The sequence below is a fragment of the Kitasatospora acidiphila genome, from assembly GCF_006636205.1.
GTDB classification, from domain to species: Bacteria; Actinomycetota; Actinomycetes; order Streptomycetales; family Streptomycetaceae; genus Kitasatospora; species Kitasatospora acidiphila.
In genome coordinates this window covers 8217035-8241359 of record NZ_VIGB01000003.1, presented here as the reverse complement: position 1 = coordinate 8241359, position 24325 = coordinate 8217035, and the positions used below count along the sequence as shown (strand labels likewise).

Sequence of the window (24325 nt, the reverse complement as noted above, 5' to 3'; positions counted from 1 at the left end):
GCCGACCGCGCAGGCGGGGCGGCGGGCGGCGGCCGCCCGGCCAACGGGTGCTGCGGCGAGGCGCTGGACGGTCCCCGCCGCGCCCCCGGCCGCGCCGGCCCCGGGCCGGCTATGCCCGCGCCGCTGGGAGGGCGATCTCGAAGCAGCAGCCGCCGACCACGTTGTGCACCCGGGCGCGCCCGGCGTGGGCCTCGACGATGCCGCGCACGATGGCCAGCCCGAGCCCCGCGCCGCTGTCCCCGCCCTCCCCGGGATCGCGCCGCGGGGTGCGGGCGGCGCTGCCCCGCCAGCCGGTCTCGAAGACCCGGGTGAGGTCCTGCTCCGGAATGCCACCGCAGCCGTCGGTGACCGAGAGCACCACCTCGTCGGCCTCCCGGCGGGCGGACACGGCGACCACCCCGTCCTGCGGGGTCGAGCGGATCGCGTTGACCAGCAGGTTGCCCAGGACCCGGGTGATCTCCCTGCTGTCCACCTCCACCGGCTCCGCCGCCACCTGGCGGCCCTCCAGGCGCACCCCCCGCTCCCGGGCCAGCGGGTGGGCACCGGCCAGCGCGTCGTCGACCAGGTCGTAGACCGAGACCCGGGCGAGCGAGAGGGAGAGCGCGCCGGCCTGGATCCGGGAGAGCTCGAAGAGGTCGTCCACCATCCCGGTGAGCCGCTCGACCTCGGTGCGGATCCGCTGCAGGTAGCGCTCCGGCTGGTCGGCGACGCCGTCCTCCAGCGCCTCCGCCATCGCCCGCAGGCCCGCCAGCGGCGTGCGCAGGTCGTGCGAGATCCAGGCGATCAGCTCGCGGCGCGAGGCGTCCAGCGCCTTGGCGCGGGCCCTGGACTCGGCCAACCGGGCACTGGTGGCGGCGAGTTCCTCGCTGAGCTGGGCCAGCTCGCGGCCGAGCGGGTGGTCCGGCGCGGTGAAGCCGGTGTCACTGCCGACGGTACGCGCGGCGGTGGCGAGCGCCCGGCTGCCGGCGACCACCTGGCGCCCGAGCAGCGCGGCCGTCGCCAGCGCCACCACCGAGGCCATGGCGAGCACGGTGATCACCACCCCGAGGTCGTGGTGGGAGAGGAACATCGCCTGCGCCACGGCGAAGGTGCCGGAGGTGACCGCCAGCACGGTGACGGCCGCGACGCAGAACAGCGACAGCGCCATCGACCGCCGGCGCAGCCACCGCACGGCCGCCCAGCCGATCAGGCCGGCGCCGCCCGCGCCGAGCGCGGCGAACAGGGCGATCAGCAGCAGGTCCTTCACCAAGGACCGTCCTGCCCGGGCGCCGCCGCTCCCGTCCCCGCCGCCGGGTCGTAGCGGTAGCCGATGCCCCAGACAGTGGTGATCAAGGCCGGCGCACCGGGGTCATCCTCGACCTTCTCGCGAAGCCGGCGGATGTGCACGGTGACGGTGGACAGGTCGCCGAAGTCCCAGCCCCACACCCGCTGCATCAGCTCCTGCCGGGAGAACACCGCGCCCGGGTGCTGGATCAGGAACGCGAGCAGGTCGAACTCCCGCAGTGTCAGCGACAGTTCGAGCTCGCCGCGGCTGGCCCGGCGGGCCTGCGGGTCGAGCGTGATGTCCCCCGACCGCAGCGGGGTGCCGGGCGCGGTCCCGGGCGCGGCAGCCCGGGCGCGCCGCAGTACGGACTGCACCCGCAGCACCAGTTCGCGCGGGCTGAACGGCTTGGTGACGTAGTCGTCGGCTCCCAGCTCCAGGCCGAGGATGCGGTCGGCCTCGTCGCCCCTGGCCGTGAGCAGCACCACGGGCAGGTCGGCGCCGTCCTCGGCGGCACGCAGCCGGCGCAGCACCTCCAGGCCGTCGATGCCGGGCAGCATCAAGTCGAGCACCACGAGCGAGGGGCGGTCCGCGCGGGCCAGCGCGAGGCCCTGGGTGCCGTCGGCGGCCAGGTCCACCTGGTGGCCGGCCCGGGTCAGGTAGCCGGCGACGACCTCGGCCACGGTCGGGTCGTCGTCGATCACCAGGATGCGGCCCGGACGCGGTGGCGCTCCGGCGGTGGCGGGACTCTCGTTCATCCCGCCGAGGATAGGCGCCCGAGCCGGTCCCGACTGCCGGTCGGGCGCCCCGTTCGCAATCCGTAAGGTCCGCTCGACCCCAGGTTCGGTTCCCAGTCGTCGTGATGGCCACCGGACGACCGCCGCGCGCCACGCCACACGCCGCCCGGCCACCTCTCCCACGAACAGCGCGTCGCTCGGCGGCCCGTAGGGAGTGTCCACCCGCACCTCGGCCATGTCGTCCAGCAGCGCGTACAGCCCCGAGCCGCCGATCACCCCGAGCTCGGCTCGCTCCGCCGCATCCTGATCGGCCATCGTCTCTGCCCCTCTCCATCCCCGGCGAATGTCCAGGGCACTGCAGAGGCCGGGCAGAACGGAACTCGGGTGCCGGGACCTTACGGTTCCGGAACGCCGGTGCCCGTCCGCCGGTCCCGGCCGTCTTGACGCTTCACTGACGCTCCCCTGCTTGCCGGCGCCTGACGGTCTGTTCTATAAGTAATAGAGCAGATACACCCCAGGGAGTCACCCGTGATCCTGAGCATCGACCTGAGCAGCGCCGTCCCGATCTATCAGCAGATCCGGGACCAGGTCGTCGAGGCCATCGCGGTGGGCGAGTTGGTGGAGGGCAGCGCCCTGCCGTCGACCCGGCAGCTGGCCGGCGACCTCGGCATCAACTTCCACACCGTCAACAAGGCCTACGACCTGCTGCGCCAGGAGGGCCTGCTACGGCTGAACCGCAAGAGCGGCGCGGTGGTGCAGCGGGACCCGCACTCCGGGCCGCCGCCTCCCGGCTTCGCCGACGAGTGGTCGGCCAGGCTGCGGACGCTGCTCGCCGAGGCGGCGGCGCAAGGGGTGGACGCGGCGGCCGTGCTGACGATGTGCGGCCGGGTGGTCGGCTCCTTCGGGGCCCAGCCCGGCGGGCAGGTCGGCGATCGGCGCGGTGGAGAGCTCGGCATGGAACAGAGAGGCCTAGGAGAGCCGGCATGATGTCCGGAACAGCTGTCGTTCAGGTGGTCATACCCTTCGTCATCCTGCTGACGGCGTGGCTGATGCCCGCCCTCACCGGGCCGACGCTGCCCTTCGGGGTGCGGACCCCGCCCGCGCACGCCGACGCCCCGGTGGTCGCCGAGCAGCGGCGCGCCTACCGCTGGTGGGTGGGCGGCGTCGGCGGGGCGGTGTTCGCGGCCGAGCTCGTCTACTGCCTCGTGTTCCCGGGCAAGCCGCTGTTCGCCGGCGCGTCGACGGCGATCGCGGCGGTGTCCACGGTCGGGTACCTGCGTGCTCGTCGCGCGATCCGGGCGGTCAAGCGCGGCGAGGACTGGTACGGGGGCCTGCGCCAGGTGGTCGCCGTGGACACCTCGCTGCGCACCGAGCCGGTGCGCTACCCCTGGTGGTGGGCCGTGCCCGCGCTGCTGGTCCCCGTGGTCACCGCGGTGCTCGCCGCAGTGGAGTACCCGTCGATGCCGGGCCGGCTGCCGATGCACTACGCCACCCGCGGGAACGCCGACCGGTTGGCGGACAAGTCGATCGGCACCGCCTTCGCGCCGGTCTTCATCCAACTCGCGCTCACCGGGCTGCTGCTGCTGGTGACCTGGCTGGTCCTCCGCTCCCGGGCCGAGCTCGACCCGGCGCAGCCGGCGGCCAGCGCCGCGCGGCACCGGCGGTTCGTCGTCCGGACCGCGGGGTCGGTCATGGTGCTGGGGGCCTGCGTCAACCTGGGCATACTGGCCGCGGCCTGGCAGACCTGGCACGGCGACCTCTCGTTCTCCCCGTTCCCCGTGCTGGCGCCGATCATGGCCGGCCTGCTCGTCGTCGTCGCGATCGCGGTGCGCACCGGGCAGGGCGGCAGCCGCCTGGCGACGGGTGCCCGGGACGGCGCGGCGGGCGAACCCGCCGACCCGCGGGTGGTGGCCCCGGACGACGACCGCTACTGGCGCGCCGGCGGTCTGTTCTATGTCAACCGGCAGGACCCGTCCCTCTTCGTCGCCAAGCGGTTCGGCATCGGCTGGACCATCAACTTCGGCAATCCGCGCTGCCTGCTGCTGGTCGCGGGACTGGCCGTCTTCATCGTCATCCTGCAGTTGATCAGCCGCTGAGCTACCAGAACTCGAAATCAATCCCAACTCACAGGAGAAACACATGCGTTGGCGAATCTTAGCGACCGCTGCCCTGCTGGCCGCGGTCACCGCGACAGGGCTGGGCGCACCCACTGCGAACGCGGCCGCACCGGCCGCGCTCGTCCCCGCCGCCGACCGCGACGTGCAGTTCACGGTGGACGGCACCACCGCCTACGGCACCCTGCACGTGCCCGCCCACCGGGCCGGGCACCACCTGGCCGCCGCCCTGCTGCTGCCCGGCAGCGGCCCGACGGACCGCGACGGCAACGAGCCGCCCGCCCTCACCCCCGGTACCCTGGCGCTGGTCGCCGACACCCTCGGCGCCGACGGCGTGATGACGCTGCGCTTCGACAAGTACTTCACCGGCCGCACCGGAGCCGGCGCCTACCAGGGCGACCCCGGCCGGCTGGACCTGGCCGCCTTCACCCGCCAGGCCGCGGCCGCCTACACCGCCCTGCGCGACCAGCCGGAGGCCGACCCGCACGCCCTGCTGGTCGTCGGCCACAGCGAGGGCGGACTGCAGGCGCTGCTCCTCGCCCGGACGGTACGGCCCGCGCCGGCCGGCCTCGCCCTGCTGGCCCCGCAGGACGAGCGCCTGCTGGACCTGCTGGCCGCCCAGCTCGACGGCCAACTCGACGAGGCCGTGGCGGCCGGGCAGTTGACCGAGCCGGCGGCCCGGGCGAACAGGGTGGGCGTGGCCACCGCCATCGCCGACTTCCGGGCCGGGCGCCCCACCGACACGAGTGCTCTGCTGCCGCCGCTCGCCTCGCTGCTGAACGCGCTCTTCGGCCCGAACAACGCCCGCTTCGTCCGCAGCGACGACGCCGTCTACCCGCCGGACGCCGCCCGGGCGATCCGCCCCGGCACCCGGGTCACCGTGACCTGCGGCACCGCCGACGCCAACGTGCCCTGCGCGACCACGGCGCCGCTGCTCGCCGCACTCGCCCGCACGCACGCCACTGGACCGGGCCTGCGCACCCTGGACGGCCTGGACCACTTCCTGCACCCGGCCGGCACACCGGTGAACGACCGGATGCTCGCCCCGGCCGCCGTGGCGGCGCTGCACGAGTTCGCCCGCCCCTGGAAGTCGGCCGAATAGTCCGGTTCAGCTGCCGGCGCCGGCGCCGCGGCTCAGCTGCGCCGCTCCGGTCAGGTGGCCGACCAGGGTGGCCAGGCCGTCGAGGACCTGGCCGACATCGATCGACTCATGGTCGGTGTGCGCGTCCCGCAGGTCTCCGCAACCGAAGACCAGCGTCTCGGCCGTGGACCAGCGGTGGTAGAGCCGTGCATCACAACTCGCCTGCCAGGCAGCCGCGTTGCCCGGGGCGCCGCCGGCCCAGCGAACGGCGGCGCGCAGCTGCTCGGCGGCGGGCCCGTCGCTCGCGCCGAGGTAGGCGTCGTGGCGGATGCCGCGCCAGGAGAGCCGCAGCCGCTCGGCGCCGGCGCCGGTCAGCACGGTCCGCTCGATCTCGGCTGCGGCCTCCGCCCGGGTGCGGTCGGGCAGGAAGCCCAGGGTTGCCCGGAAGCCGCAGCGGTCGGGGTCGGACCAGTGGGAGGCGTCGGCTGCCAGCGCGCTGACGTCGAGTTCGAGGGGGCGGGCCGCCCGCTCGAAGCCGGGGCAGTCGGCCGCCTGCTCCAGCCAGCAGCGCTCCAGCACGCGCAGCCGGTCCAGGGCGGCCAGGCAGGCGTCCACCGCGTCCACCCGGTGGGCCTGCCCGTCGGCGGCTGCCTGGGCCTCGACCTCGAAGCCCAGGCAGCCGGGGTGGCCGTGGTGCACCGTCAGCCCGGTGGGTTTGAGGACCACCACCTCCTGCGCGTGCACACCGTGCAGCAGGGTGGAGAGCGCGCCGTTGCCGCCGGCCTGCTCGTCGCTCACCAGGTCCAGTTCGACGTTGGCCCGCATCGGCAGGCCGAGCTCGTGCAGGCAGCGCACGGCTTCCACCAGCATCACGATGTTGCCCTTGGTGTCGGCGCTCCCCCGGCCGTGCACCCGCACGCCGTCGAACCGCCCGCTCCACGGCTCCGGGTGGCGTTGCGCGGGCAGCACGTCGGTGTGGGCCGAGAAGAGCACCGTGGGCAGCCCGGGCACCCGCGGCAGCGCGGCGCGCAGGTTGGGGCGGGCCGGGGCCGGCTCCGGCAGGGCGGACGGGGTGTGGTCGGGGTGGCCGAGCAGGCCGGAATGCGGTGGCTCGCTGCGCACGGTGAAACGGGCACCTCGCAGGTAGTCCGTCAGCGGGCCGGCGGCCAGCGGCTCATCCGGTGCCACGGTGGGCACCCGGACCAGTGTGCCGATCGCCTCGGCGATCCGGTCCCGGTGCCGCTCGCTCCAGAGTCGCACCTGCCGCCGCGCCGACGCCGACGCGCCGGTCACCGGTGCCACTCGCCGGGCGACTCCCGCAACCCGCGGCCGGGCCGGCTCGTCGCGCTGTCCATCGGTTGTCCTTTCTTGCACGTCACGGTTCGCACGGCCCGTCCGGCCGCCTGGTCCTGCTGCACCGGCGTGTTGAAGGCCTTGTGACCGCGTTCGGTGCCGATCACGGCCGGGCCCTCACCTTCGTCCCGCGAAGCGGACCGGGGCGGCAGATTCGCGAGGACACGGTCAGCTCGCCGCAGGCGCGGTCCCGCTGTGCCGGCCGTGCTCAGATGTGGCCGGCGCGCAGCGCGTAGGCCACCGCGTGGGCGCGGTTGCGCAGCTGGAACCGGCTGGTCAGGCCGGCCAGGATGTTCTTGATGGTCCGCTCCGAGTAGGCCATCCGCGCGGCGATCTGCGCGGTGTCGAGGCCGTCCGCGACCATCCGCAGGATGTCCGCCTCACGCTCGGTCAGCTGCTCCGGGGCGTCCGTCGCCGGGCAGTCGGCAACACCGCCGCGCCGCACCCGGCCGACCTCGGCGATCACCTGGTTCAGCAGGTCGCTGGGCAGCTCCCGGTTGCCCCGGGCGGCGGCGAGCACGCCGCGGGCCAGTTGCTCCGCTTCGGCCTGCCGCCGCCACAGCACCACGGCGACCCCGCACTCGACCACGTCCAGTGCCTCCACCTCGCCGAGCCGGCCGGCCACCAGCACCACCCGGCCCGCCCGCTCCTGGCTCAGCCGCCGCAGCGCCTGCACGGCGGGGCCGTCGACGACGTCGACGAGCACCACCGCCACCGCCGCGGCCCGCACCGGCAGCGGGGTGTGCTCCGCGGCGAGTCGGATGGCGGGGTGCTGGAGCAGTTGGTGCACCAGGCCGGCCCGTGAGATCGGGTCGGTCGCCTGGATCTCGACGAGCACGCTCGATCCCCTGCTCGCGCTGGTGCCCGCCCGCAGCGGGGACATCGCCTGTTCACCATCGGTCGCGTGGCCCAGCTCGTGGCTCAGCACGTGCTCACACTCCTTCAGTCCGGTCTCGCCTGGACCAAGAGTCGCCGCTGGTCGTCAGTGCCGCGTCTACGCGGCCCGGATGCGCCGGCCGCCTGTCGTTGACAGCGCGTTGACGGGCCGGCTGGCAGACTCCGGAGCGTCGACCGGGGCCCACGGGTCCGGCGACAGGTACCCCCGAACGAGAAGGAGTTCTCGATGCCGTCGACCACCCCTCGCAGGTCCGCCCGCGTCATACGGCTGCTGGCCGGCTTCGCCCTGGCGGGCGCCGTGCTGATCGGTGGCGGCGGCCTCGCGGCGGCCTCGGCGCACGCCCCCGGCGGTCACGCGACGGCCATGGTGCAGGGCCCCGGCGCCAGGTCGCCGCAGCCGACGGACGAATGGAACAGCGGCACCACGGGGTGAGTTCCGAAGCCGTGACGCCCCTGCGGGACCGAGCGGGTGGGACGGGCGGCGCGGAACGTCCGACGACCCGCCTCGCGGGGCGTGCTGAGGCCGCTCGACGCCAGCGCGCCAAGCGGGCTCAGTAAGCCGACAAGTCCGGCTCGCCAGCAGCTAGTTGGGCCGCAGCGGCCCGCTCCTCCGGCAGCCCCAGGCGGGCGAACAGCCCATGGGCGCGCTCGACGCAGTCCAGCGCCTCGGCACGCCGGCCCAGCGCCGACAGCACCCGCCCCAGCACCATCAGCGCCTGGCCCGACTCCCGTTCGCTGCGCCCCTCCTGGCAGGCCTCGACGGCCGCGCGCGCCAGCGGCAGTGCCTCCTCGGCACGGCCCAGCGCGCGCAGGGTGTCCGCCAGCCGGTAGCGGGTGGCCGCCACCCAGCCGGTCTGGTCCAGCCCGGTCCAGAGCGCCAACGCCTCGGTCAGCCGCTCGGCCGCCTCGTCGTACCGCTGCGAGGCGTGCAGGCTGAACCCGAGCACATAGAGCGCCTGGGCCCGCCCGGCGCCCGCCGTGCGCAGCCGCGGTTTGTCCAGCTCGCCCAGGCAGGCGCGCACCGCCCGGGCGGGCTGCCCGCTGCGCACCCAGGCGACGGCGGCGTTGAACACGGTCGCGCTCTCCCCCGTCTCGTGGCCGAGCGCGCGGGCCAGCAGGATCGCCTCGTCGTAGCAGCGGGCCGCCTGGTCATAGTGGCCCCGGTACTGGGCCATCATGCCCAGGTCGTTGAGGGACTGACGCAGGATCACGGTGTCGCCGGTCTCCCGGCAGGCCTGCGCCGCCGACCGGGTCAGCTGCTCGGCCTCGTCCAACCGGGCGGCTGCCAGGGCGGCGTTGCCGCACAGGAACCGGGCCCGACCCTCGGCCCAGCGGTCCGCCCGCCGTTCGGCCGCGTGCAGCAGGGCCCGGGCCGCCGCCCACTGGCCCTGCCAGGCACCGCGGTTGAACGGTGTCAGCGCGATGAGCAGACCGACCGCCGCGTGCAGTTCCTCGGTCGCCTGCCGCTCGCCCGGCGGCCGGCCCGCGACGGCCGTCGCCACCTGGGTGGCCAGGCTCAGGAGCGAGTCCGTCTCCCGTGCCGCCCAGCCACGGGCGGCCTCCGGGTCGGCGAAGGCCGGCCCGGGTGCGCGCAGGTCGAGCGCGTCGCGGATCGGGTCGCCCGGGACCACCTGCTCGAACGCCGCACAGGCCGTGGCCAGTTGGAACTCCAGCAGCCGGGTCCGCCCGGCGACCGTCTCCGCCGGGTGGCCGGCCTCGGACTTGCGGCGGGCGAAGGCCCGGAGCAGCTCGTGCGACCGGTACCGCCCGGCGGCCGGCGACTCCAGCATCGCGACGTCCGCCAGCGACTCCAGCAGCTCGTCGGCGATGTGCTCGTCCAGGCCGAGCAGCGCGGCCGCGGCGGCGGTCCCCAGGTCCTTGCAGTCCACCGCGGCGACCAGCCGGAACGCCCGCACCTGGTACGGCGTCAGCTGGCGGTAGCCCAGCTCGAAGGTCGCCTGCACCGCGAGGTCCCCGACCCGCAACTCGTCGAGCCGGCGCCGTTCGTCGCTGAGCCGGTCGACCATCACCCGGACCGTCCAACTGGGTCGGGCCGCCAGCCGGGCCGCGACGATCCTGACGGCGAGCGGCAGGAACCCGCAGGCCGTGACCAGGTCCAGGGCGGCGGCGGACTCGCCGGCCAGCCGCTCGGCGCCGATCATCCGCTCCAGCAGGTCCTGTGCCTCCTGCGGCGCGAAGACGGTCAGCCCGATCTGCCGGGCCCCGGGCAGCCCGGCCAGCCAGGCCCGGCTGGTGACCAGGACCGCGCAGCCCGCGGCACCCGGCAGCAGCGGCCGGATCTGCGCGCTGTCCACCGCGTTGTCCAGCACCACCAGGAGCCGCCGGCCGTCGGTGAGCGAGCGGAACAGGGCGGACTTGGCGGCCAGGCCGTCGGGCAGCGCCTCGGGCGCGGTACCCAGCGCCCGCAGGAACGCGGTGAGCACGGCCTCCGGGGTGACCGGCCCGCCGTCACCGCGCAGGTCCGCGTAGAGCTGCCCGGCGGGGAAGTGCTCCTTCACCCGGTGGGCGACGTGCACCGCCAGGGCGGTCTTGCCCACGCCGCCCATGCCGGCCACGGCGCCTATCCGCAGCGCGTCCCGCCCGGGGGCCGCCCCGGTCAGCGCTGCGCACAGCGCCTCGACGGCTGCCTCGCGTCCGATGAAGTCCGCGTCGTCCGGCGGCAGTTGCGCGGGTCTGGGGAGCGCGTCGGGGCGTTCCGGATCCGGGGTGGGCTCGGGTTCGCCGGGGCCGGCCGCTGAACCCGAGCCGCTGCCCGGCCGGACCGCGGGCGCCCGCCCGGTCAGCTCGGGATCGCCGTCCAGGATCCGGCCGTGCAGGGCGGCCAGGTCGCGCCCGGGTTCCACGCCCAGTTCCCGGACCAGCAGCCGGCGCGCACTCCGGAACACCTCCAGGGCCTCGGTCTGGCGCCCGGCCTGGCAGAGCGCGCGCATCAGCAGCTCGTGGAACCGCTCCCGCAGCGGGAACTCCTGGGTGAGCGCGGTCAGTTCCGAGACGCACAGGGCCGCGCGACCCAAGGCGATGTCGAGCGCGACGCGCTCCTCCAGCAGCGTCAGGCGCAGGTCGCCGAGCCGGCTGCGCTGGCGCGCCGCGAACGGCCCCGGAATGCCGACCAGCGGCTCGCCCTGCCAGAGCGCGAGGGCCTCCCCGAGCAGCGCTCGGGCCCGATCCGGCGCGCCGCCCGCCGAGGCGCCGCCCGCCTCGGCCACCAGCCGCTCCGCCCGGAGCGCGTCCACGCAGCCCGTGGGCACGTCCAGGTGGTAGCCGCCGGGGACGGAGCTCAGCCGCCCCTCCGCCTGGTCCACCGGTTCCGCTCCGACGGCCAGGCTCCGGCGCAACCGCCACACATAGGTGCGCACGGTGGTCCGGGCATGGCTCGGCGGGTCGTCGGGCCACAGCGCGTCGATCAGGTCGGACGTGCTGGCCGTGTGCCCGGGCGTGAGCAGCAGCACCGCGAGGACGGCCCGCTGCTGCGGACTGCCCAGCACCACGGGGACGCCGCCCTGCTCCCCCAGCATCCGCCCCAGCACGCAGAAGCGCAGTTCATCCACGCCGATGCCACCCCCCGTCAACCCTCAGCCCCCATGCCGTGCGTGTTCGTACTGCGCTTCATACCATCCCGGCAGGCGCCGCCGCCCCTCCCTCTTTTACGAATCACCGCTGCCCTTTGGTCGCAGCTGGCCGGGCTGGAGTTCGGAAAGGCCGATTTGTCCGATCCCTCCGCACCAACGTTTCACCAACCTCCGTGCGCCACACTGACCGCCGCCCCGCGACGGCCCCGAGCCGTCGATCCCCCGTCACTCCCCGTGCAGGAGAGCCGCGATGGTCTACGCAAAGCCCGGCACCGAAGGCAGCCTGGTCTCCCTCAAGTCCACGTACGACAACTTCATCGGCGGCGACTGGGTCGCTCCGGTCGACGGCCGGTACTTCGACAACGCCTCCCCCGTCGACGGCCAGGTCTACTGCAGGGTGGCGCGCTCGCAGGCGGCCGACATCGAACTCGCCCTCGACGCCGCCCACCGCGCCGCCGACGCCTGGGGCCGCACCCCGATCACAGAGCGGGCCAACCTGCTGAACCGGATCGCCGACCGGATCGAGGCCAACCTCGAACGCCTGGCGGTCATCGAGACCTTCGACAACGGCAAGCCGATCCGTGAATCGCTGGCCGCCGATCTGCCGCTGGCCGTCGACCACTTCCGGTACTTCGCCGGCGTGGTCCGCGGCCAGGAGGGCAGCATCGCCGAGATCGACCAGGACACCGTGGCGTACCACTTCCATGAGCCGCTGGGCGTGGTCGGCCAGATCATCCCGTGGAACTTCCCGCTGCTGATGGCCGCCTGGAAGCTCGCCCCGGCGCTGGCGGCCGGCAACTGCGTGATCATCAAGCCCGCCGAGCAGACCCCCGTCAGCGTGCTGGTGTTCATCGAGCTGATCGCCGACCTGCTGCCGCCCGGCGTGGTCAACGTCGTCAACGGCTTCGGCATCGAGGCCGGCAAGCCGCTCGCCTCCAGCCCGCGGATCGCCAAGATCGCCTTCACCGGCGAGACCGGCACCGGACGCCTCATCATGCAGTACGCCAGCGAAAACATCATCCCCGTCACCCTGGAACTGGGTGGCAAGAGCCCCAACATCTTCCTGCCCGACGTCACGGCTGCCGACGACGACTTCCTGGACAAGGCCGTCGAGGGCTTCGTGATGTTCGCCCTCAACCAGGGCGAGGTCTGCACCTGCCCCTCCCGGGCCCTGATCCACTCCGCGATCTACGACGAGTTCATGGCCCGCTGCATCGAGCGCACCAAGGCCATCACCGCCGGCAACCCGCTGGACCCGGCCACCATGATCGGCGCACAGGCCAGCGACGAGCAGTTCCGCAAGATCCTCTCGTACATCGACATCGGCAAGCGCGAGGGCGCCGAGCTCCTGACCGGCGGCAACGCCCGCACCGTGGAGGGCCTTCCGGGCGGCTACTACATCGAGCCGACCATCTTCCGCGGCAGCAACGAGATGCGCATCTTCCAGGAGGAGATCTTCGGCCCGGTCGTCTCCGTCGCCACCTTCGACTCCGTCGACGAGGCCCTGAAGATCGCCAATGACACGCCCTTCGGCCTCGGCGCCGGCGTCTGGACCCGCGACGGCAACACCGCCTACCGCATGGGCCGCGAGATCAAGGCCGGCCGCGTCTGGACCAACTGCTACCACGCCTACCCCGCTTCAGCCGCCTTCGGCGGCTACAAGAAGTCCGGCTTCGGTCGCGAGACCCACAAGATGATGCTCGACCACTACCAGCAGACCAAGAACCTCCTGGTCAGCTACTCCGCCAAGAAGCTCGGCTTCTTCTAGACGCCCCGACGAGCACCCCGACCCCCGCGGCTCCGGCGCCTCCAGCGCCGGAGCCGCTCTCACTCCCGCCCATCACATGAATATTCAAGCAACAGGGCCAGCTGAGGAGCCGCAGATCCAACCCATGTCATCCGCACGGCGTGGCTGATAAGCTTTCAGGATGACCGGCCAGAACGAGGCGCCCCAGGCGCGGATGGACGAGCAGGCGGACCTGTGGCTCGCCCCCGGCGAGCTGGCCTCCTGGCTGTCGGTGGTCCGCCTGATGACCCGGCTGCCGTGGGCCATCGACGCACAGCTGCAGCGCGACGCCGACCTGAGCATGGTCGAGTACATGGCCCTGGCGATGCTCTCCGAGGCCCCCGAGCGGTCCCTGCGCATGAGCGTGCTCGCCGAGAACACCAGCACGTCGCTGTCCCGGCTCTCGCACATGATCAAGCGGCTGGAGAGCCGCGGATACGTCCGCCGCGAGCCCGATCCGGCCGACGGGCGGTTCACCAACGCCATCCTCCTGCCCGCCGGCCTGAGCAAGCTCGAATCGGCCGCCCCCGCGCACGTGGCCTACGTCCGCCGCCTGGTCGTCGACAACCTCTCCGGGGAACGCCTGCGCCGGCTCGGCCAGGACGCCGAGCGGATCCTGCAGCGCATCGACTCGCCCGCACGCTGACTTGATGCATCAAGTGATCTTCTAGGGCCAACTCAGCAAACCATTTTCCCCTATGGGCTTGTGTCAAGCAGTGACTTGAATGTTAAAGTGAACTCACAAGGTACCCCACCGAGTGGAGGAGAACCGAGATGTCACAGGACAACGAGAAGGCCGTCCGCGCCGCCTACCAGGTCGCCGAGGAGCAGGACGTCGCCGGCTGGGTCGCGGCCTTCACCGAGGACGGAACCTTCACCGACATGTCGATCCCGCTCACCTATCGCGGCCCCGAGGAGCTCGGGAAGACGGTCGAGGTCTACGCCAAGGCCTTCCCCGACATGCACCGCGAGCTGGAGCGGTTCTACGCCACCGACAACATGGTGATCGTGCAGCTGCGCCTGCAGGGCACCCACCTCGGCCCGCTGGAGCTGCCCCCCGGCACCGTCCCGCCCACCGGCAAGCGCATGGACGCCCCGTGCTGCGACGTGTTCGAGCTGGTCGACGGCAAGATCAAGCGCTTTGACTGCTACCCCTCCGGCACGGTCATCGCCGCGCAGCTCGGCCTCGCCTGAAAGGCTGAGCTATGACTTGAGCCTTCAAGTCGAGAGGGTTAGAGTGTGACTTGAAGGCTCAAGTTATATAGGAGGTCATCATGACCACCGCAACGCCGGCGCCGGGACGCTACGCCATCGACGTCCCCCGCTCCGAGATCACCTTCGTCACCAAGCACATGTTCGGGCTCGGTACCGTGCGCGGCAGCTTCCGGCTGCGCGGCGGCACGGTCTCCCTCGCCGAGCCGCTCACCGGCAGCCGGGTGGACGCCGTCGCCGACGCGGCCAGCTTCGACACCGGCAACACCAACCGGGACCGCAAGGTCCTCTCCAAGGCACTGCTGGACACCGCCAGCTACCCGGACATCGCGTTCAGCTCGACCGGGGCCGAGCTGACCGAGGCAGGCACCTGGGCCCTGCAGGGGCTGCTGACCGCCCACGGTGTCCGCGCACCCGTCACCTTCACCGTGGCGAGGTCAGGGGTCGACGGCGACGAGATCGACATCGAGGCCACCGCGACCGTCGACCGCTACGCCCATGGCGTGACCAGGCTCAAGGGCGTGGCCGGACGCCATCTGCGGCTGACCGCGAGCATCCGCGCCCGCCGCACCGGCGAAATCCCCGCCTAGCGGAGTCGCGGAAGGAGTGAACACCATGAGCACTCTCAAGATCGCCGTGATCCTCGGCAGCACCCGGCCCGGCCGCAACGGCAGGGCGGTCGCCGACTGGGTCATCGACCGCGCGGGCGCCCGCACCGCCGCCGAGTACGAGCTGGTCGACCTCGCCGACTGGTCGCTGCCCCACCTGGACGAGCCGCTGCCGCCGTCCATGGGCCGGTACCAGGGCGGGCACACCAAGGCCTGGGCGGCCAAGGTCGCCGAGTTCGACGGCTACGTCTTCGTCACCCCCGAGTACAACCACTCCATCCCCGGCGTGCTGAAGGACGCGATCGACTTCGCCTACGCCGAGTGGAACGACAAGGCCGCCGCCTTCGTCTCGTACGGCACCGTCGGCGGCATCCGCGCCGCCGAGCACCTGCGCACCATCGCGAGCGCGGTCCAACTCGCGCACATCCACCAGCAGTTGGCCTTCTCACTGTTCACCGACTTCGAGAACCTCTCGCTCTTCAAGCCCAGCGAGCACCACGACGCCGGGGCCACCAAGCTGTTCGAAGAGCTCGAGGCCTGGTCGGCGGCGATGAAGACGCTGCGCGACTGAGTGGCTGGAGACGCCATGCCAGAGCAGAACCCCCCCCTCCCGCATCCGCAGGTTCGTACGCCCTCGGCCCCCGGCGGGTGCGCCGGATCGGCTACGGCGCGATGCAACTGGCCGGCGACAACGTCTTCGGCCCGCCCCGCGACCGCGACGAGGCACTGCGCGTGCTGCGCGCCGCGGTCGCCGGCGGCGTCAACCACATCGACACCGCCCAGTACTACGGCCCAGGCGTCGTCAACGAGTTGATCCGCGAGGCGCTGCACCCCTACCCGGACGGCCTGGCCATCGTCAGCAAGCCAGACCGAGATCGCCTGCGTCCGGAACCTCTTCAACCTCGCGGACCAGGGCTGTCTCGACGTGCTCCAGGAGTGCGCCAGCAGAGGGATCGCGTTCGTCCCCTTCTGCCCGCTCGGGTGGCCGCGCGGTGTCCAGAACCGGATCCTCTCCAACCCCGTCCTGGCCGACCTCGGCCGGCGCCTGGGGGCCACCCCGGCGCAGCTCGCCCTCGCCTGGCTGCTCGACCTCGCGCCCAACATCCTGCTCATCCCCGGCACCCGCACCCGCACGCACCTGGCCGAGAACCTCGGCACCGCGTCGGTGCGGCTCGACGAGGCGTCACGCAAGGAGCTGGCCAGGGAGTTCCCACCCCCGAACCGGCCGGCCTGAACGCCCACCCCGCCACGGCACGACCTGGAGGACCAGTCATGAGCAACACCGTCGCCGACCTGATGCGCCGCAACCTCCTCGACGTCTTCAACGAACCCGACCCCGGCCGCCGGGCCAGGGCGATCGCGGAGACCTACGCCGAGGACGTCGTCTGGCACGAGCCCGACCGCATCGTCCACGGGCGCGAGGCCCTCGCGCGCCGCGCCCAGGAGCTGCAGGAGCAGAACCCGGGCTGGGTCTACCAGCCGGACGGACCAGTCTCGGTCAATGACGACCTCGGCCACCTCGGCTTCCGGTACGGGCCCTCGGACCGACCGGTCGTGAGCGGAATGGACATCGCCCACTGCAAGGACGGCGTCATCGTCGAGCTCTACACCATCGTCGCCGAGGTCCCTTCGCCCTCCTGACCGGTGCCATGCCTGCCGGCAGGCCGTCAGCCCAGTGCGCGGTCGAGGTTGAAGGCGGCGCTGATCAGCGAGAGGTGGGTGAAGGCCTGGGGGAAGTTGCCGAGCTGTTCGCCGGTCGGACCGATCTCCTCGGCGAACAGGCCGAGGTGGTTGGCGTAGGTGAGCATCTTCTCGAAGGCGAGCCGGGCCTCCTCCAGCCGGCCGGCGCGGGCCAGTGCCTCCACGTACCAGAAGGAGCAGATCGAGAAGGTGCCCTCCAGGCCGCTCAGGCCGTCCGGGCTGGCCGTCGGGTTGTAGCGGTAGACCAGCGAGTCGGAGACCAGGTCCGCGGTGAGCGCGTCCAGGGTGGAGAGCCACTTGGGGTCGGTGGGCGAGATGAACTTGGCCATCGGCATCATCAGCAGCGAGGCGTCCAGCTCACCGTCGTCCAGGGACTGGACGAACGCCCCCCGCTCGGTCGACCAGCCGCGCTGCATGATCTGCCGGTAGATCGCATCGCGGGACTCCCGCCAGCGGGGCAGGTCCGCCGGCAGGCCGCGGCGGGTCGCCATCCGCATCGCCCGCTCCAGCGCCACCCAGCACATCAGCCGCGAGTACACGAAGTTCCTGCGGCCCGCGCGGGTCTCCCAGATGCCCTCGTCGGGCTGGTCCCAGTGCTCGCAGAGCCAGTCCGCCACCGCGCCGACCTCCTCCCAGGCGGCGCTGCTGATCGGCTGCCCCCACTTGTCGTACAGGTAGACGCAGTCGATCACGGCTCCGTAGATGTCCAGCTGGAGCTGGCCGGTGGCGGCATTGCCGACCCGGACCGGTGCGGAGCCGAGGTGGCCCTCCAGGTGCGGCAACTCGTACTCGGGCAGCTCGCTGCGCCCGTCGATGCCGTACATGATCTGCAGCGGGCCGGTCGCTTCGGTGCCGCGCATGCGGTCGCCGAGGAACCGCATGAACGCCTCGGCCTCCGAGGTGAACCCGAGGCGCAGCAAGGCGTAGACGCAGAACGCGGCGTCGCGGACCCACACGTACCGGTAGTCCCAGTTGCGCTCGCCTCCGACCCGCTCGGGCAGGCTGGTGGTCGGTGCGGCGACGATCGCACCGGTCGGCGCGTAGGTGAGCAGCTTCAGTACCAGAGCGGAGCGGTTCACCATCTCCCGCCACCGCCCGTGGTAGCGCGAACCGGCCAGCCAGTGGCGCCAGAACCGGATGGTCGCCTCAGCCTGCTCCTGCGCCTCGGCACGCGGACACGACCGGGTCGGGACCTCGTCGGTGATGTGGTCGAGGGCGAACACGTGGGACTCGCCCTCGAGGAGCTTGAAGTGCGACCACACGTCCAGGCCGTCGCACTCCAGCGGTGCGGTGGTGGTCAGCCCGAGCGTCAGTGACGGGGAGCGGAACACCGCCTGGTGGCCTTCGAGGTGCACGGTGTGCGTTTCCGCGCCGTAGCCGAAGCGCGGGGCGATCCGCGCCTTGAACGGGAGGACTCCCCGCACGCAGATCACCCGCCGGATCAGCCGGTGCCGGGCCGCCTCACTCGACTCGTCGGTCACGGGCATGAAGTCCTGGATCTCCGCCACCCCGTCTGCCGCGAAGAACCGTGTGATCAGCACGTTCGTGTCGGGGAAGTAGAACTGCCGGGTGCGGGTCGGGACCTCGGCGGCCAGCTCGAACGACCCGCCCCGTTCGGCGTCGAGGATGGACCCGAACACACTGGGCGCATCGAAGCGCGGGCAGCAGTACCAGTCGATGGTGCCGTTCGTGCCGACCAGGGCGGCGGTACGAAGGTCGCCGATCAGGCCGTGTTCGGAGATCGGTGTGTAGCGGTTGCTGTCCGCCTGCTCAAAACCACTCATGTCGAACACCATGTCGGCCTCCCCGCCGCTGCGGCGCGGGCCTGGAGATGAAGGCTTGCTCTTCATACTAGATCGCTACTCCAGGCGGGGTGCCGTCCCGGAGCGCCCCGAGCAGACGCTCGGACCCGCCCGGAGGCGCTCCGCTGCGCCTCCGGGCGGCCGCCGTGGCGGGCGGTCCGTCGTTGGTCCGAATCAGCGGACCGGTCCACCTGCAGCGCGCGGCGCGCCGTCCGAGGCCTGCCCGGCCGCGTAGCGTCCGTGGACCGGCCCGGCCGTACCGAACCGGGCAGTTCAGACGTCCTGGAGCGCACATGACCTCGCGGCTGGGCCTGTTGGCCCGCATCGAAGCACGCCCCGAACACGCCGAAGCGGTCGAGCGGATGCTCACCGATGCCGTGGAGCTGGCACGTCAGGAGAGCGGCACCGTGACCTGGTTCGCCTTCAGACTCGGTCCTGCCGCTTTCGGCATCTTCGACACCTTCGCCGATGAGCAGGGCCGCGACGACCATCTGAAGGGCCGCATCGCCGCAGCCCTGGGCGAGGCCGCCGCCACCCTGCTCGCCGCCCCGCCGCGCATCGATCACGTCGACATCCTGGCCGCCACTCCGCTGTAGCCGGCACACCTGCTCCAGAACCAAGGCCCCCCGCGCGGAATCGCCTGGTCACAGGCCCTGAGACAACGGATGAGGAAGGCTGGAGATGACCACCGCGATCGTGGGCGTCGGCAACATCGGAGGTGTGCTCGCCCGGCAGCTGGTGGCCGGGGGCGAGAGCGTCGTCCTGGCGGGGAAGGGCGCGTCGCGCGCCGAGGAGCTGGCAGCCGAGCTCGGGCCGCTCGCACGCGCCGCCACCGTGGCGGACGCGATCACGGGCGCGGACACGGTCGTGTTCGCCATCTGGCTGGACGCCATGCGGGAGCTGATTCCGCAGGTCCGACCGCTGCTTGCGGGCAAGGTCGTGATCGACCCGTCGAACCCGGTCGCGTTCGACGAGAAGGGCCGGATCGTGCGGTCGCTGCCCGAAGGGCAGTCGGCCGGGGCGGTGGCCGCCGCTCTGCTGCCCGAGGGCGCCCACTACGTCAAGGCGTTCGGCACCCTCGGCGCGGGCGTGCTGGCGGCGAGCGCGAACCGCGCGCCGCGGCGGGCGGCGCTCTTCTACGCCACCGACGACGGCAGCGCCGCGGCGACGGCCGAGCGGCTGATCCGCGTGGCCGGGTTCGACCCCGTGAAGGCCGGCGGCCTGGCCGCCGCCGGCCGCATCGAGTCGCCCGGCGGCGACCTGCATCAGGCCGGGCCCGACGGCGAGGTCGTCGACCTGGCCCAGGCGCGCGCCGCAGTGGACGCGCTTAGCGGTGGAGCCCCGCGCGAGGGCGGCCGCCTCGACACGCGGGAGAGGTTTTGACCGCCGTCCAGCGGCCGATGCTCAGCGGATGGAGACCAACGATGCGCTGCGACGCCCGGATGTGCTCGTGGTGGGGGCATACTTCGCCGACCTGGTGTTCCACGGCCTGACGGATGCGCTGCGCCCGGGGGCGAGGTGTTCGCCGAGGGCTTCGCGCTGGTGCCCGGCGGGGCGTACTCGCCCGCGATGGCGCTGCGCCGGCTGGGGCATGACGTGATGTGGAGCACCGATTTCGGTACGGACGCGTTCAGCGCGCAGGTGCTGGCCGCCGCCAGGCACGAGGGGTTGGACGAGGCGGCGTTCCGTCATCACCCCTTCCCGGTGCGCAGTCTGACGGTTGCGCTGGCGGCGGACGGCGAGCGGTCCATGGTCAGCTTCCAGGATCCGGTCGCTCCAGCGCCGCTCGCGCTGCTGCTGCGCCGGCATCGGCCCCGGTTCCTGGTGCTGCCCCAACTCCGGTGCGACGAAGCGACGATCGGGGCACTGCGGGTGGCCCGGGAGCTGGGCACGGTGGTGGTGATGGACTGCCACGACACCGCCGCGGCCCTGACCGACCCGGCGGTCCGCCGGACCATGGCCGAGGTGGACGTCTTCACGCCGAACGCGGCCGAGGCCGTGCGTCTGACGGGTAGCGGGGACGTGGAGGACGCCGTCACGGAACTCGCCGCGCTGGTTCCCGTCCTCGTGGTCAAGCGCGGTGCGAACGGCGCCACCGCCGTCCAGGACGGCAAGCGCCATGACGTTCCCGCGGTTCCCACCCGGGTCGTGGACACCACCGGGGCGGGCGACTGCTTCAACGCCGGACTCGTGCACGGCCTCCTCGCGGGCTGGAGCCTGCCGGACTGCCTCACGGCCGCGGTGGTCTGCGGGGCCGCGGCGACCACTGGCCCGGGCTCCAGCGCCGCCCTGCGGGCCGACGACCTCGACCGCCGGCTCGGCCGTTCCACCGAGCCACCCGGGACGTCTGCCATGTCTGATGAACCGTCACATTAGCGCCCACCAACGCAGATGGTCATGCTACCGTCAACCGGATGTCGAGGATTCTGGTCACCGATCTGGACGGCACGTTACTCGGCGGTCCCCCGGACAGCCGGCGCCGGTTACGGGACGCCCTGGAACGGCATCCCGAAGTGACGCTGGTCTTCGCCACCGGCCGCGCCCTGGACTCCGTCCGGGAGCTGCTCCGGGACCCGCTGGTCCCGAGACCGCGGTGGATCATCGCGGACGTGGGCGCAACCGTGATCGACGGCACCGACTTCACGCCGGTGGACCCCCTGCAGGACCAGCTGCGCACCGGCTGGCCGGGCGCGGCGCAGGTACGCGCGGCCCTGCGCCGCTTCCCCGCGCTCCGCTACCAGGAGGGCGTGGTCCAGGACGGCCGGTGCTCCTACGACCTCACCCCGTCCGCGCTCACTACCGAACTCACCGACGCCGTCCGGGAGCTGGGCTGCACCTGGGAGTACTCCGCCGCCCGCTTCTTCGACGTCCTGCCCCCGGGCGCCTCCAAGGGCAACGCCCTGCGGCTGCTCGCGCGCAAGCTGGGCTGGGCAGCGGAGGAGATCCTGGTCGCCGGGGACTCCCTGAACGACCTGTCGCTGTTCCGCCTCGGCACCCACGCGGTCGTCGTCAACGGCGCCGAAGCCGCCCTGCTCACCGCCCTCGCGGACAGCCCGCACGTCCATCGACCGGAGGGGTACGGCGCGGCCGGCATCCTCACCGCCCTTCGCACCATGGGCTGGCTGCCGCCGCCCGCCACCGGCGGCGCCACCGCCCGGCAGCGGCACTCGCTCGTGGTGGGCTACCACCGCCCACCACTGCGCTGGACCGGGACGCACTGGCGTCCGCCCGCCAGCCCCAACGGCATCCTGCCCACTCTGACCAGCGCGTTCACCGACGGACTGCCGGGCGTCTGGGTCGCCGCCCTGGCAGGCAACCACGCCGGCTCCACCCGCACCCCGCCGCCCGCCGGACTCCCGCTGTCCCTGGTGCCGCTCACCTCCGCCGAGTGGACCGGCTACTTCCACCGGGCCTGCAAGGAGACGCTGTGGCCGGTGCTGATGTCCGCGCCCGACCGCTCGGTCCATGACGAACGCACCTGGTCCCACTACCGTGCGGTCAACGCGCGCTTCGCCGAGCGGATCAGCGCCCACGCGGCTCCCGGCGCCACCGTCTGGCTCCACGACTACAACCTCTGGCTGGTGCCCGGCCTGCTGCGCGCCACCCGACCCGACCTGCTGACCGGGCTGTTCCACCACACACCGTTCCCGCCCCCGGAGGTCTTCGCCACCCTGCCCGCCGCCACCGAGATACAGGCCTCACTGGCCTGCCTGGACTGGGCCGGGTTCCACACCGCCGCCTTCGCCGACCGCTTCCGGCACACCCTGGCCGACCGCCCGGGCGGCCCGCGCACCGCGGTCCATCCGCTCGGCATCGACCGGCCCGTCATCGAGGCGCTGGCCCGCGACCGCGCGCCGCTGGCACCGCCGCCGATCGGCCTGCGGGTGCTCTCCGTCGAACGCCTCGACTACGCCAAGGCCCCGGTCCAGAAGGTCGACGCCGTCGCCCGGTTGCTCTCCCGTCGGCCCGAACTGCGCGGGCGGCTCACCTTCCGACTGATCTGCCCGCCGCCCGAGCCGGGCATCACCGCCTACGACACCACCCGCGACCTCCTCGAACAGCACATCAACCAGGTCAACAACGCCTGGCAGCAGGGCCCTTGGAAACCGGTGGAGTACGTTCCCCACAACCTGCCCGTCACGGCGGTCATCGACGAGTACCTCGCCGCCGACGTCCTCTGGGTGGCCTCCCTCCAGGACGGAATGAACCTCACCGCAAAGGAGTTCATCGCGGCCCAGGCCGCCCTCCCCCGCCGCCGCGCGCACCCGCCCGGCGTCCTGGTGCTCTCCCGCCACGCAGGAGCCGCAGCCCAGCTCGGCGACGCGGCCCTGCTCACCGACCCGAACTGCTCCGAGGACCTCACCACCGTCCTGTCCCGAGCCCTCGACTTCTCCCCCGCCGAGCGCCGCACCCGCCTGGACCGCCTCGCCGAGCGCATCGGGCACCAACGCCCCGCGGACTGGGCAGCACGGATCGTCGACGACATCCGCAACGCGCGCACCATCCTATGAACAGCGCTCCGCTCTGCTCTCTACGGTTCTCGAATGACGCCACCAACTACGGACTTCGGCGCGGTAAGTAGGCGGCTCCTACGCGCACCACAACACCTCCGGACGCGGTCGGCTACGGCACGATTCCGTCGCTCGCCGCCTCCTGGCCGCGCTGCCACGGACCCCGGCCGACGTCCTGGATCTCGGCTGCGGGGACGCCGAGATGACGCTCCGTCTGACCTCCGCAGGGCACCGCGTCACCGGGGTCGACCCGTCGGCCGGCATGCTCGCGTCCGCCGCCGAGCGACTCGGGACGCGTCCTGAAACCGCCGACCGGGTCCGTCTCCTGCAGACGGCCATCGCGACCCTGCCCACGGACCTCGGAGTGTTCGACGCGGTGATGTACCTGGACGACTCGGCCGAGGCGATCAGCCGACTGGCCGGCCTGGTTGCACCCGGTGACGTGCTGAGCGTCCTGACCAAGTACCGGCAGGCCATCGGTGTCCGCGAGGCCCTGCGAGGCGAGTACCAGCAAGCACGCGAACTCATCGAAGCCGGTACCGACGTCAGCATCGGCAACCTCGGGCTCCGCACCCGTGGCGACGATGCGGCGCAGCTGGACGCGTGGGCGAAGGCCAGTGGCCGGTACCGCTGCCGTGGCAAGGGGTGCGCATCTTCCACGACCACCGGGACGACTGGCAGCCGAGCGAGGCCGAGTACGCGCAAGCCCTCGAACTGGAGTGGGGCCGCCTCCACCCGTCATCCGTACCGTGAGACGGCCCGCCTGATCCACACGCTTGGAAAGCGCGTTGGGGGCAACCCCTCACGAGTTTGAATCTCGTATCCTCCGCCTTTGCCCACTTGGGCAAACGTTGGCCCCGACCGCTCCTGCGGTCGGGGCCAACGTCGTTGCGTGGTTGCAGTTTTGGTTGCAGTTCTCCGACCAGGGCGACGAACGACAGGTTCGTCGCGAGCGGCACCAATGCCAGCCACAGCTTCGGCGGCGTCGGCGCCGGACCCGCGTGACACCCTCCGCCGGCTCCAAGGCCACTGCCAAGTGCTGTGACTGAGAACGTCTGCCGAGCATGGCTGATGCATTCCCGGGCACAGATTGGGCGGATCGAGCATATTGGTCGGGCGTAACCGGTGGTTGGCCGATGGTCCCGACGCTGTTCGTCCGGCCGACTCTTCAGTGATCACTGCTGGTGATGTGCGCGCTGGTGATCACCCCATCGGTGACGGTGTAGGTGCCTGTGAACCGTTTCACGGTGTCGTCGGTCTGGGCGGCTTCGATGAAGACGTTCACCGTGCCTGGCGCCGTGACGTCGTCCGAGGCAGCCACATCAATCTCCTTGGTGGTGGCGAAGCCGCCGACCCACTGGTCGTACGAGACCTGAGCGATGTTGCTGCCGCCAAGGTTCCAGGCGTCGAGGTAGTCCTTGGAGTTCAGGTCCTGGTAGTACCGCACCACCACCGCGCGCGGGCCCAGCAGCGACGGCGAAGGAGTGGACGGGGTGACCGTCACCTCGGTCGGAGACACCGGCGTGATCGTCTCCGGCGGCAAGGTCGGGACCGGCGGGAGAACGTTCGGCGCGGTCGGCACGGAGACCGGCGGTTGCCGATCCTCGGAGCGCGACAACGCCCACAGTCCGACACCGGCCCCGGCGGCGAGAAGGAGCCCGACCATGACCAC

24 protein-coding genes and 1 pseudogene are annotated in these 24325 nt (G+C 72.5%); 17 read left to right on the top strand and 8 right to left on the bottom strand.

Translation table 11 applies throughout. The features are described from left to right. Window positions 1-109: 109 nt before the first annotated feature. Window positions 110-1246, bottom strand: coding sequence for a sensor histidine kinase (locus tag E6W39_RS38755; RefSeq protein WP_141638213.1), 1137 nt, complete (start codon window positions 1244-1246; stop codon window positions 110-112). Further along, the gene (locus tag E6W39_RS38750) at window positions 1243-2019 is read right to left on the bottom strand and encodes a response regulator transcription factor (RefSeq protein WP_141638214.1); all 777 of its coding nucleotides are present in this window, start codon (window positions 2017-2019) and stop codon (window positions 1243-1245) included. The genes E6W39_RS38755 and E6W39_RS38750 overlap by 4 nt, the downstream gene beginning before the upstream one ends. Window positions 2020-2526: 507 nt before the next feature. On the opposite strand from E6W39_RS38750, the gene E6W39_RS43330 reads away from it, so the two are divergent. The 3 genes from E6W39_RS43330 to E6W39_RS38735 are packed head-to-tail and all read left to right on the top strand — an operon-like array spanning window position 2527 to window position 5214. After that, on the top strand, window positions 2527-2985 hold the full coding sequence (locus E6W39_RS43330; RefSeq protein ID WP_141637448.1) for a GntR family transcriptional regulator: 459 nt from the start codon (window positions 2527-2529) through the stop codon (window positions 2983-2985). Continuing rightward, window positions 2982-4094 carry a DUF1648 domain-containing protein gene (locus tag E6W39_RS38740; RefSeq protein WP_141637447.1) on the top strand — a complete coding sequence of 371 codons (1113 nt, stop codon included), beginning with the start codon at window positions 2982-2984 and terminating at the stop codon, window positions 4092-4094. The genes E6W39_RS43330 and E6W39_RS38740 overlap by 4 nt, the downstream gene beginning before the upstream one ends. 43 nt (window positions 4095-4137) lie before the next feature. Further along, window positions 4138-5214, top strand: a complete 1077-nt coding sequence (locus E6W39_RS38735) for an alpha/beta hydrolase family protein (protein WP_141637446.1) — start codon at window positions 4138-4140, stop codon at window positions 5212-5214. Window positions 5215-5220: 6 nt separating this feature from the next. On the opposite strand, the gene E6W39_RS38730 is transcribed toward E6W39_RS38735, so the two are convergent. From E6W39_RS38730 to E6W39_RS38725, 3 genes are all read right to left on the bottom strand, one after another. Then, on the bottom strand, window positions 5221-6495 hold the full coding sequence (locus E6W39_RS38730; protein ID WP_181799659.1) for a M20 family metallopeptidase: 1275 nt from the start codon (window positions 6493-6495) through the stop codon (window positions 5221-5223). Next, window positions 6483-6653, bottom strand: coding sequence for a hypothetical protein (locus tag E6W39_RS40185; protein ID WP_181799658.1), 171 nt, complete (start codon window positions 6651-6653; stop codon window positions 6483-6485). Before E6W39_RS40185 ends, E6W39_RS38730 begins: the two co-directional genes overlap by 13 nt. A gap of 101 nt (window positions 6654-6754) precedes the next feature. Then, the gene (locus E6W39_RS38725) at window positions 6755-7474 is read right to left on the bottom strand and encodes a helix-turn-helix transcriptional regulator (protein ID WP_228718592.1); all 720 of its coding nucleotides are present in this window, start codon (window positions 7472-7474) and stop codon (window positions 6755-6757) included. 195 nt (window positions 7475-7669) lie between these two features. Between E6W39_RS38725 and E6W39_RS38720 the strand changes: the two genes are divergently transcribed. Beyond that, the gene (locus E6W39_RS38720; RefSeq protein WP_141637444.1) at window positions 7670-7876 is read left to right on the top strand and encodes a hypothetical protein; all 207 of its coding nucleotides are present in this window, start codon (window positions 7670-7672) and stop codon (window positions 7874-7876) included. Window positions 7877-7994: 118 nt separating this feature from the next. Here the strand turns inward: E6W39_RS38720 and E6W39_RS38715 are convergent, their stop codons facing one another. After that, a complete protein-coding gene (locus E6W39_RS38715; RefSeq protein WP_228718591.1) occupies window positions 7995-11012 on the bottom strand; it encodes an AfsR/SARP family transcriptional regulator in 3018 nt (1005 codons plus the stop codon). Window positions 11013-11283: 271 nt separating this feature from the next. Between E6W39_RS38715 and adh the strand changes: the two genes are divergently transcribed. The 8 genes and pseudogenes from adh to E6W39_RS38680 all read left to right on the top strand — a co-directional run bounded on the left by adh (window position 11284) and on the right by E6W39_RS38680 (window position 16280). Next, window positions 11284-12801 (top strand): aldehyde dehydrogenase, encoded by a 1518-nt coding sequence (adh, locus tag E6W39_RS38710; protein WP_141637443.1) that lies wholly within the window; start codon window positions 11284-11286, stop codon window positions 12799-12801. A gap of 160 nt (window positions 12802-12961) precedes the next feature. Then, window positions 12962-13465, top strand: a complete 504-nt coding sequence (locus E6W39_RS38705; protein WP_228718590.1) for a MarR family winged helix-turn-helix transcriptional regulator — start codon at window positions 12962-12964, stop codon at window positions 13463-13465. Window positions 13466-13593: 128 nt separating this feature from the next. After that, window positions 13594-14013, top strand: a complete 420-nt coding sequence (locus E6W39_RS38700; protein ID WP_141637442.1) for a nuclear transport factor 2 family protein — start codon at window positions 13594-13596, stop codon at window positions 14011-14013. Window positions 14014-14093: 80 nt separating this feature from the next. Further along, window positions 14094-14621 carry a YceI family protein gene (locus E6W39_RS38695; RefSeq protein ID WP_141637441.1) on the top strand — a complete coding sequence of 176 codons (528 nt, stop codon included), beginning with the start codon at window positions 14094-14096 and terminating at the stop codon, window positions 14619-14621. Window positions 14622-14646: 25 nt separating this feature from the next. After that, the gene (locus E6W39_RS38690; protein ID WP_141637440.1) at window positions 14647-15210 is read left to right on the top strand and encodes an NADPH-dependent FMN reductase; all 564 of its coding nucleotides are present in this window, start codon (window positions 14647-14649) and stop codon (window positions 15208-15210) included. A 101-nt stretch (window positions 15211-15311) separates the two neighbouring features. Next, window positions 15312-15446 (top strand): annotated as a pseudogene (locus E6W39_RS43325) (aldo/keto reductase); the annotation flags it as partial. Window positions 15447-15564: 118 nt separating this feature from the next. After that, complete coding sequence (locus E6W39_RS42470; protein ID WP_267286729.1) at window positions 15565-15873, top strand: aldo/keto reductase; 309 nt, start codon at window positions 15565-15567, stop codon at window positions 15871-15873. Between the two features lie 38 nt (window positions 15874-15911). Further along, entirely contained in the window at window positions 15912-16280 is a 369-nt protein-coding gene (locus tag E6W39_RS38680; RefSeq protein WP_141637439.1) for a nuclear transport factor 2 family protein, read from the top strand. A gap of 26 nt (window positions 16281-16306) precedes the next feature. On the opposite strand, the gene E6W39_RS38675 is transcribed toward E6W39_RS38680, so the two are convergent. Further along, a complete protein-coding gene (locus tag E6W39_RS38675) occupies window positions 16307-18136 on the bottom strand; it encodes a glycoside hydrolase family 15 protein (protein WP_141637438.1) in 1830 nt (609 codons plus the stop codon). 299 nt (window positions 18137-18435) lie between these two features. Here E6W39_RS38675 and E6W39_RS38670 point away from each other — a divergent pair, with 299 nt between their 5' ends. The 5 genes from E6W39_RS38670 to E6W39_RS38650 all read left to right on the top strand — a co-directional run bounded on the left by E6W39_RS38670 (window position 18436) and on the right by E6W39_RS38650 (window position 23467). Next, window positions 18436-18738 carry a putative quinol monooxygenase gene (locus E6W39_RS38670; RefSeq protein WP_141637437.1) on the top strand — a complete coding sequence of 101 codons (303 nt, stop codon included), beginning with the start codon at window positions 18436-18438 and terminating at the stop codon, window positions 18736-18738. A gap of 85 nt (window positions 18739-18823) precedes the next feature. Beyond that, window positions 18824-19525: an NADPH-dependent F420 reductase gene (locus E6W39_RS38665; protein WP_141637436.1), complete on the top strand. Its 702-nt coding sequence runs from the start codon at window positions 18824-18826 to the stop codon at window positions 19523-19525. A gap of 135 nt (window positions 19526-19660) precedes the next feature. Then, window positions 19661-20518 (top strand): carbohydrate kinase family protein, encoded by an 858-nt coding sequence (locus E6W39_RS38660; RefSeq protein ID WP_228718589.1) that lies wholly within the window; start codon window positions 19661-19663, stop codon window positions 20516-20518. A gap of 38 nt (window positions 20519-20556) precedes the next feature. Beyond that, a complete protein-coding gene (locus E6W39_RS38655; RefSeq protein WP_141637435.1) occupies window positions 20557-22653 on the top strand; it encodes an HAD-IIB family hydrolase in 2097 nt (698 codons plus the stop codon). A 142-nt stretch (window positions 22654-22795) separates the two neighbouring features. Further along, on the top strand, window positions 22796-23467 hold the full coding sequence (locus tag E6W39_RS38650; RefSeq protein ID WP_228718783.1) for a class I SAM-dependent methyltransferase: 672 nt from the start codon (window positions 22796-22798) through the stop codon (window positions 23465-23467). Window positions 23468-23821: 354 nt separating this feature from the next. Here E6W39_RS38650 and E6W39_RS38645 read toward each other — a convergent pair whose 3' ends face one another. Beyond that, window positions 23822-24172: a hypothetical protein gene (locus E6W39_RS38645; protein WP_141637434.1), complete on the bottom strand. Its 351-nt coding sequence runs from the start codon at window positions 24170-24172 to the stop codon at window positions 23822-23824. Between the last annotated feature and the right edge of the window lie 153 nt (window positions 24173-24325).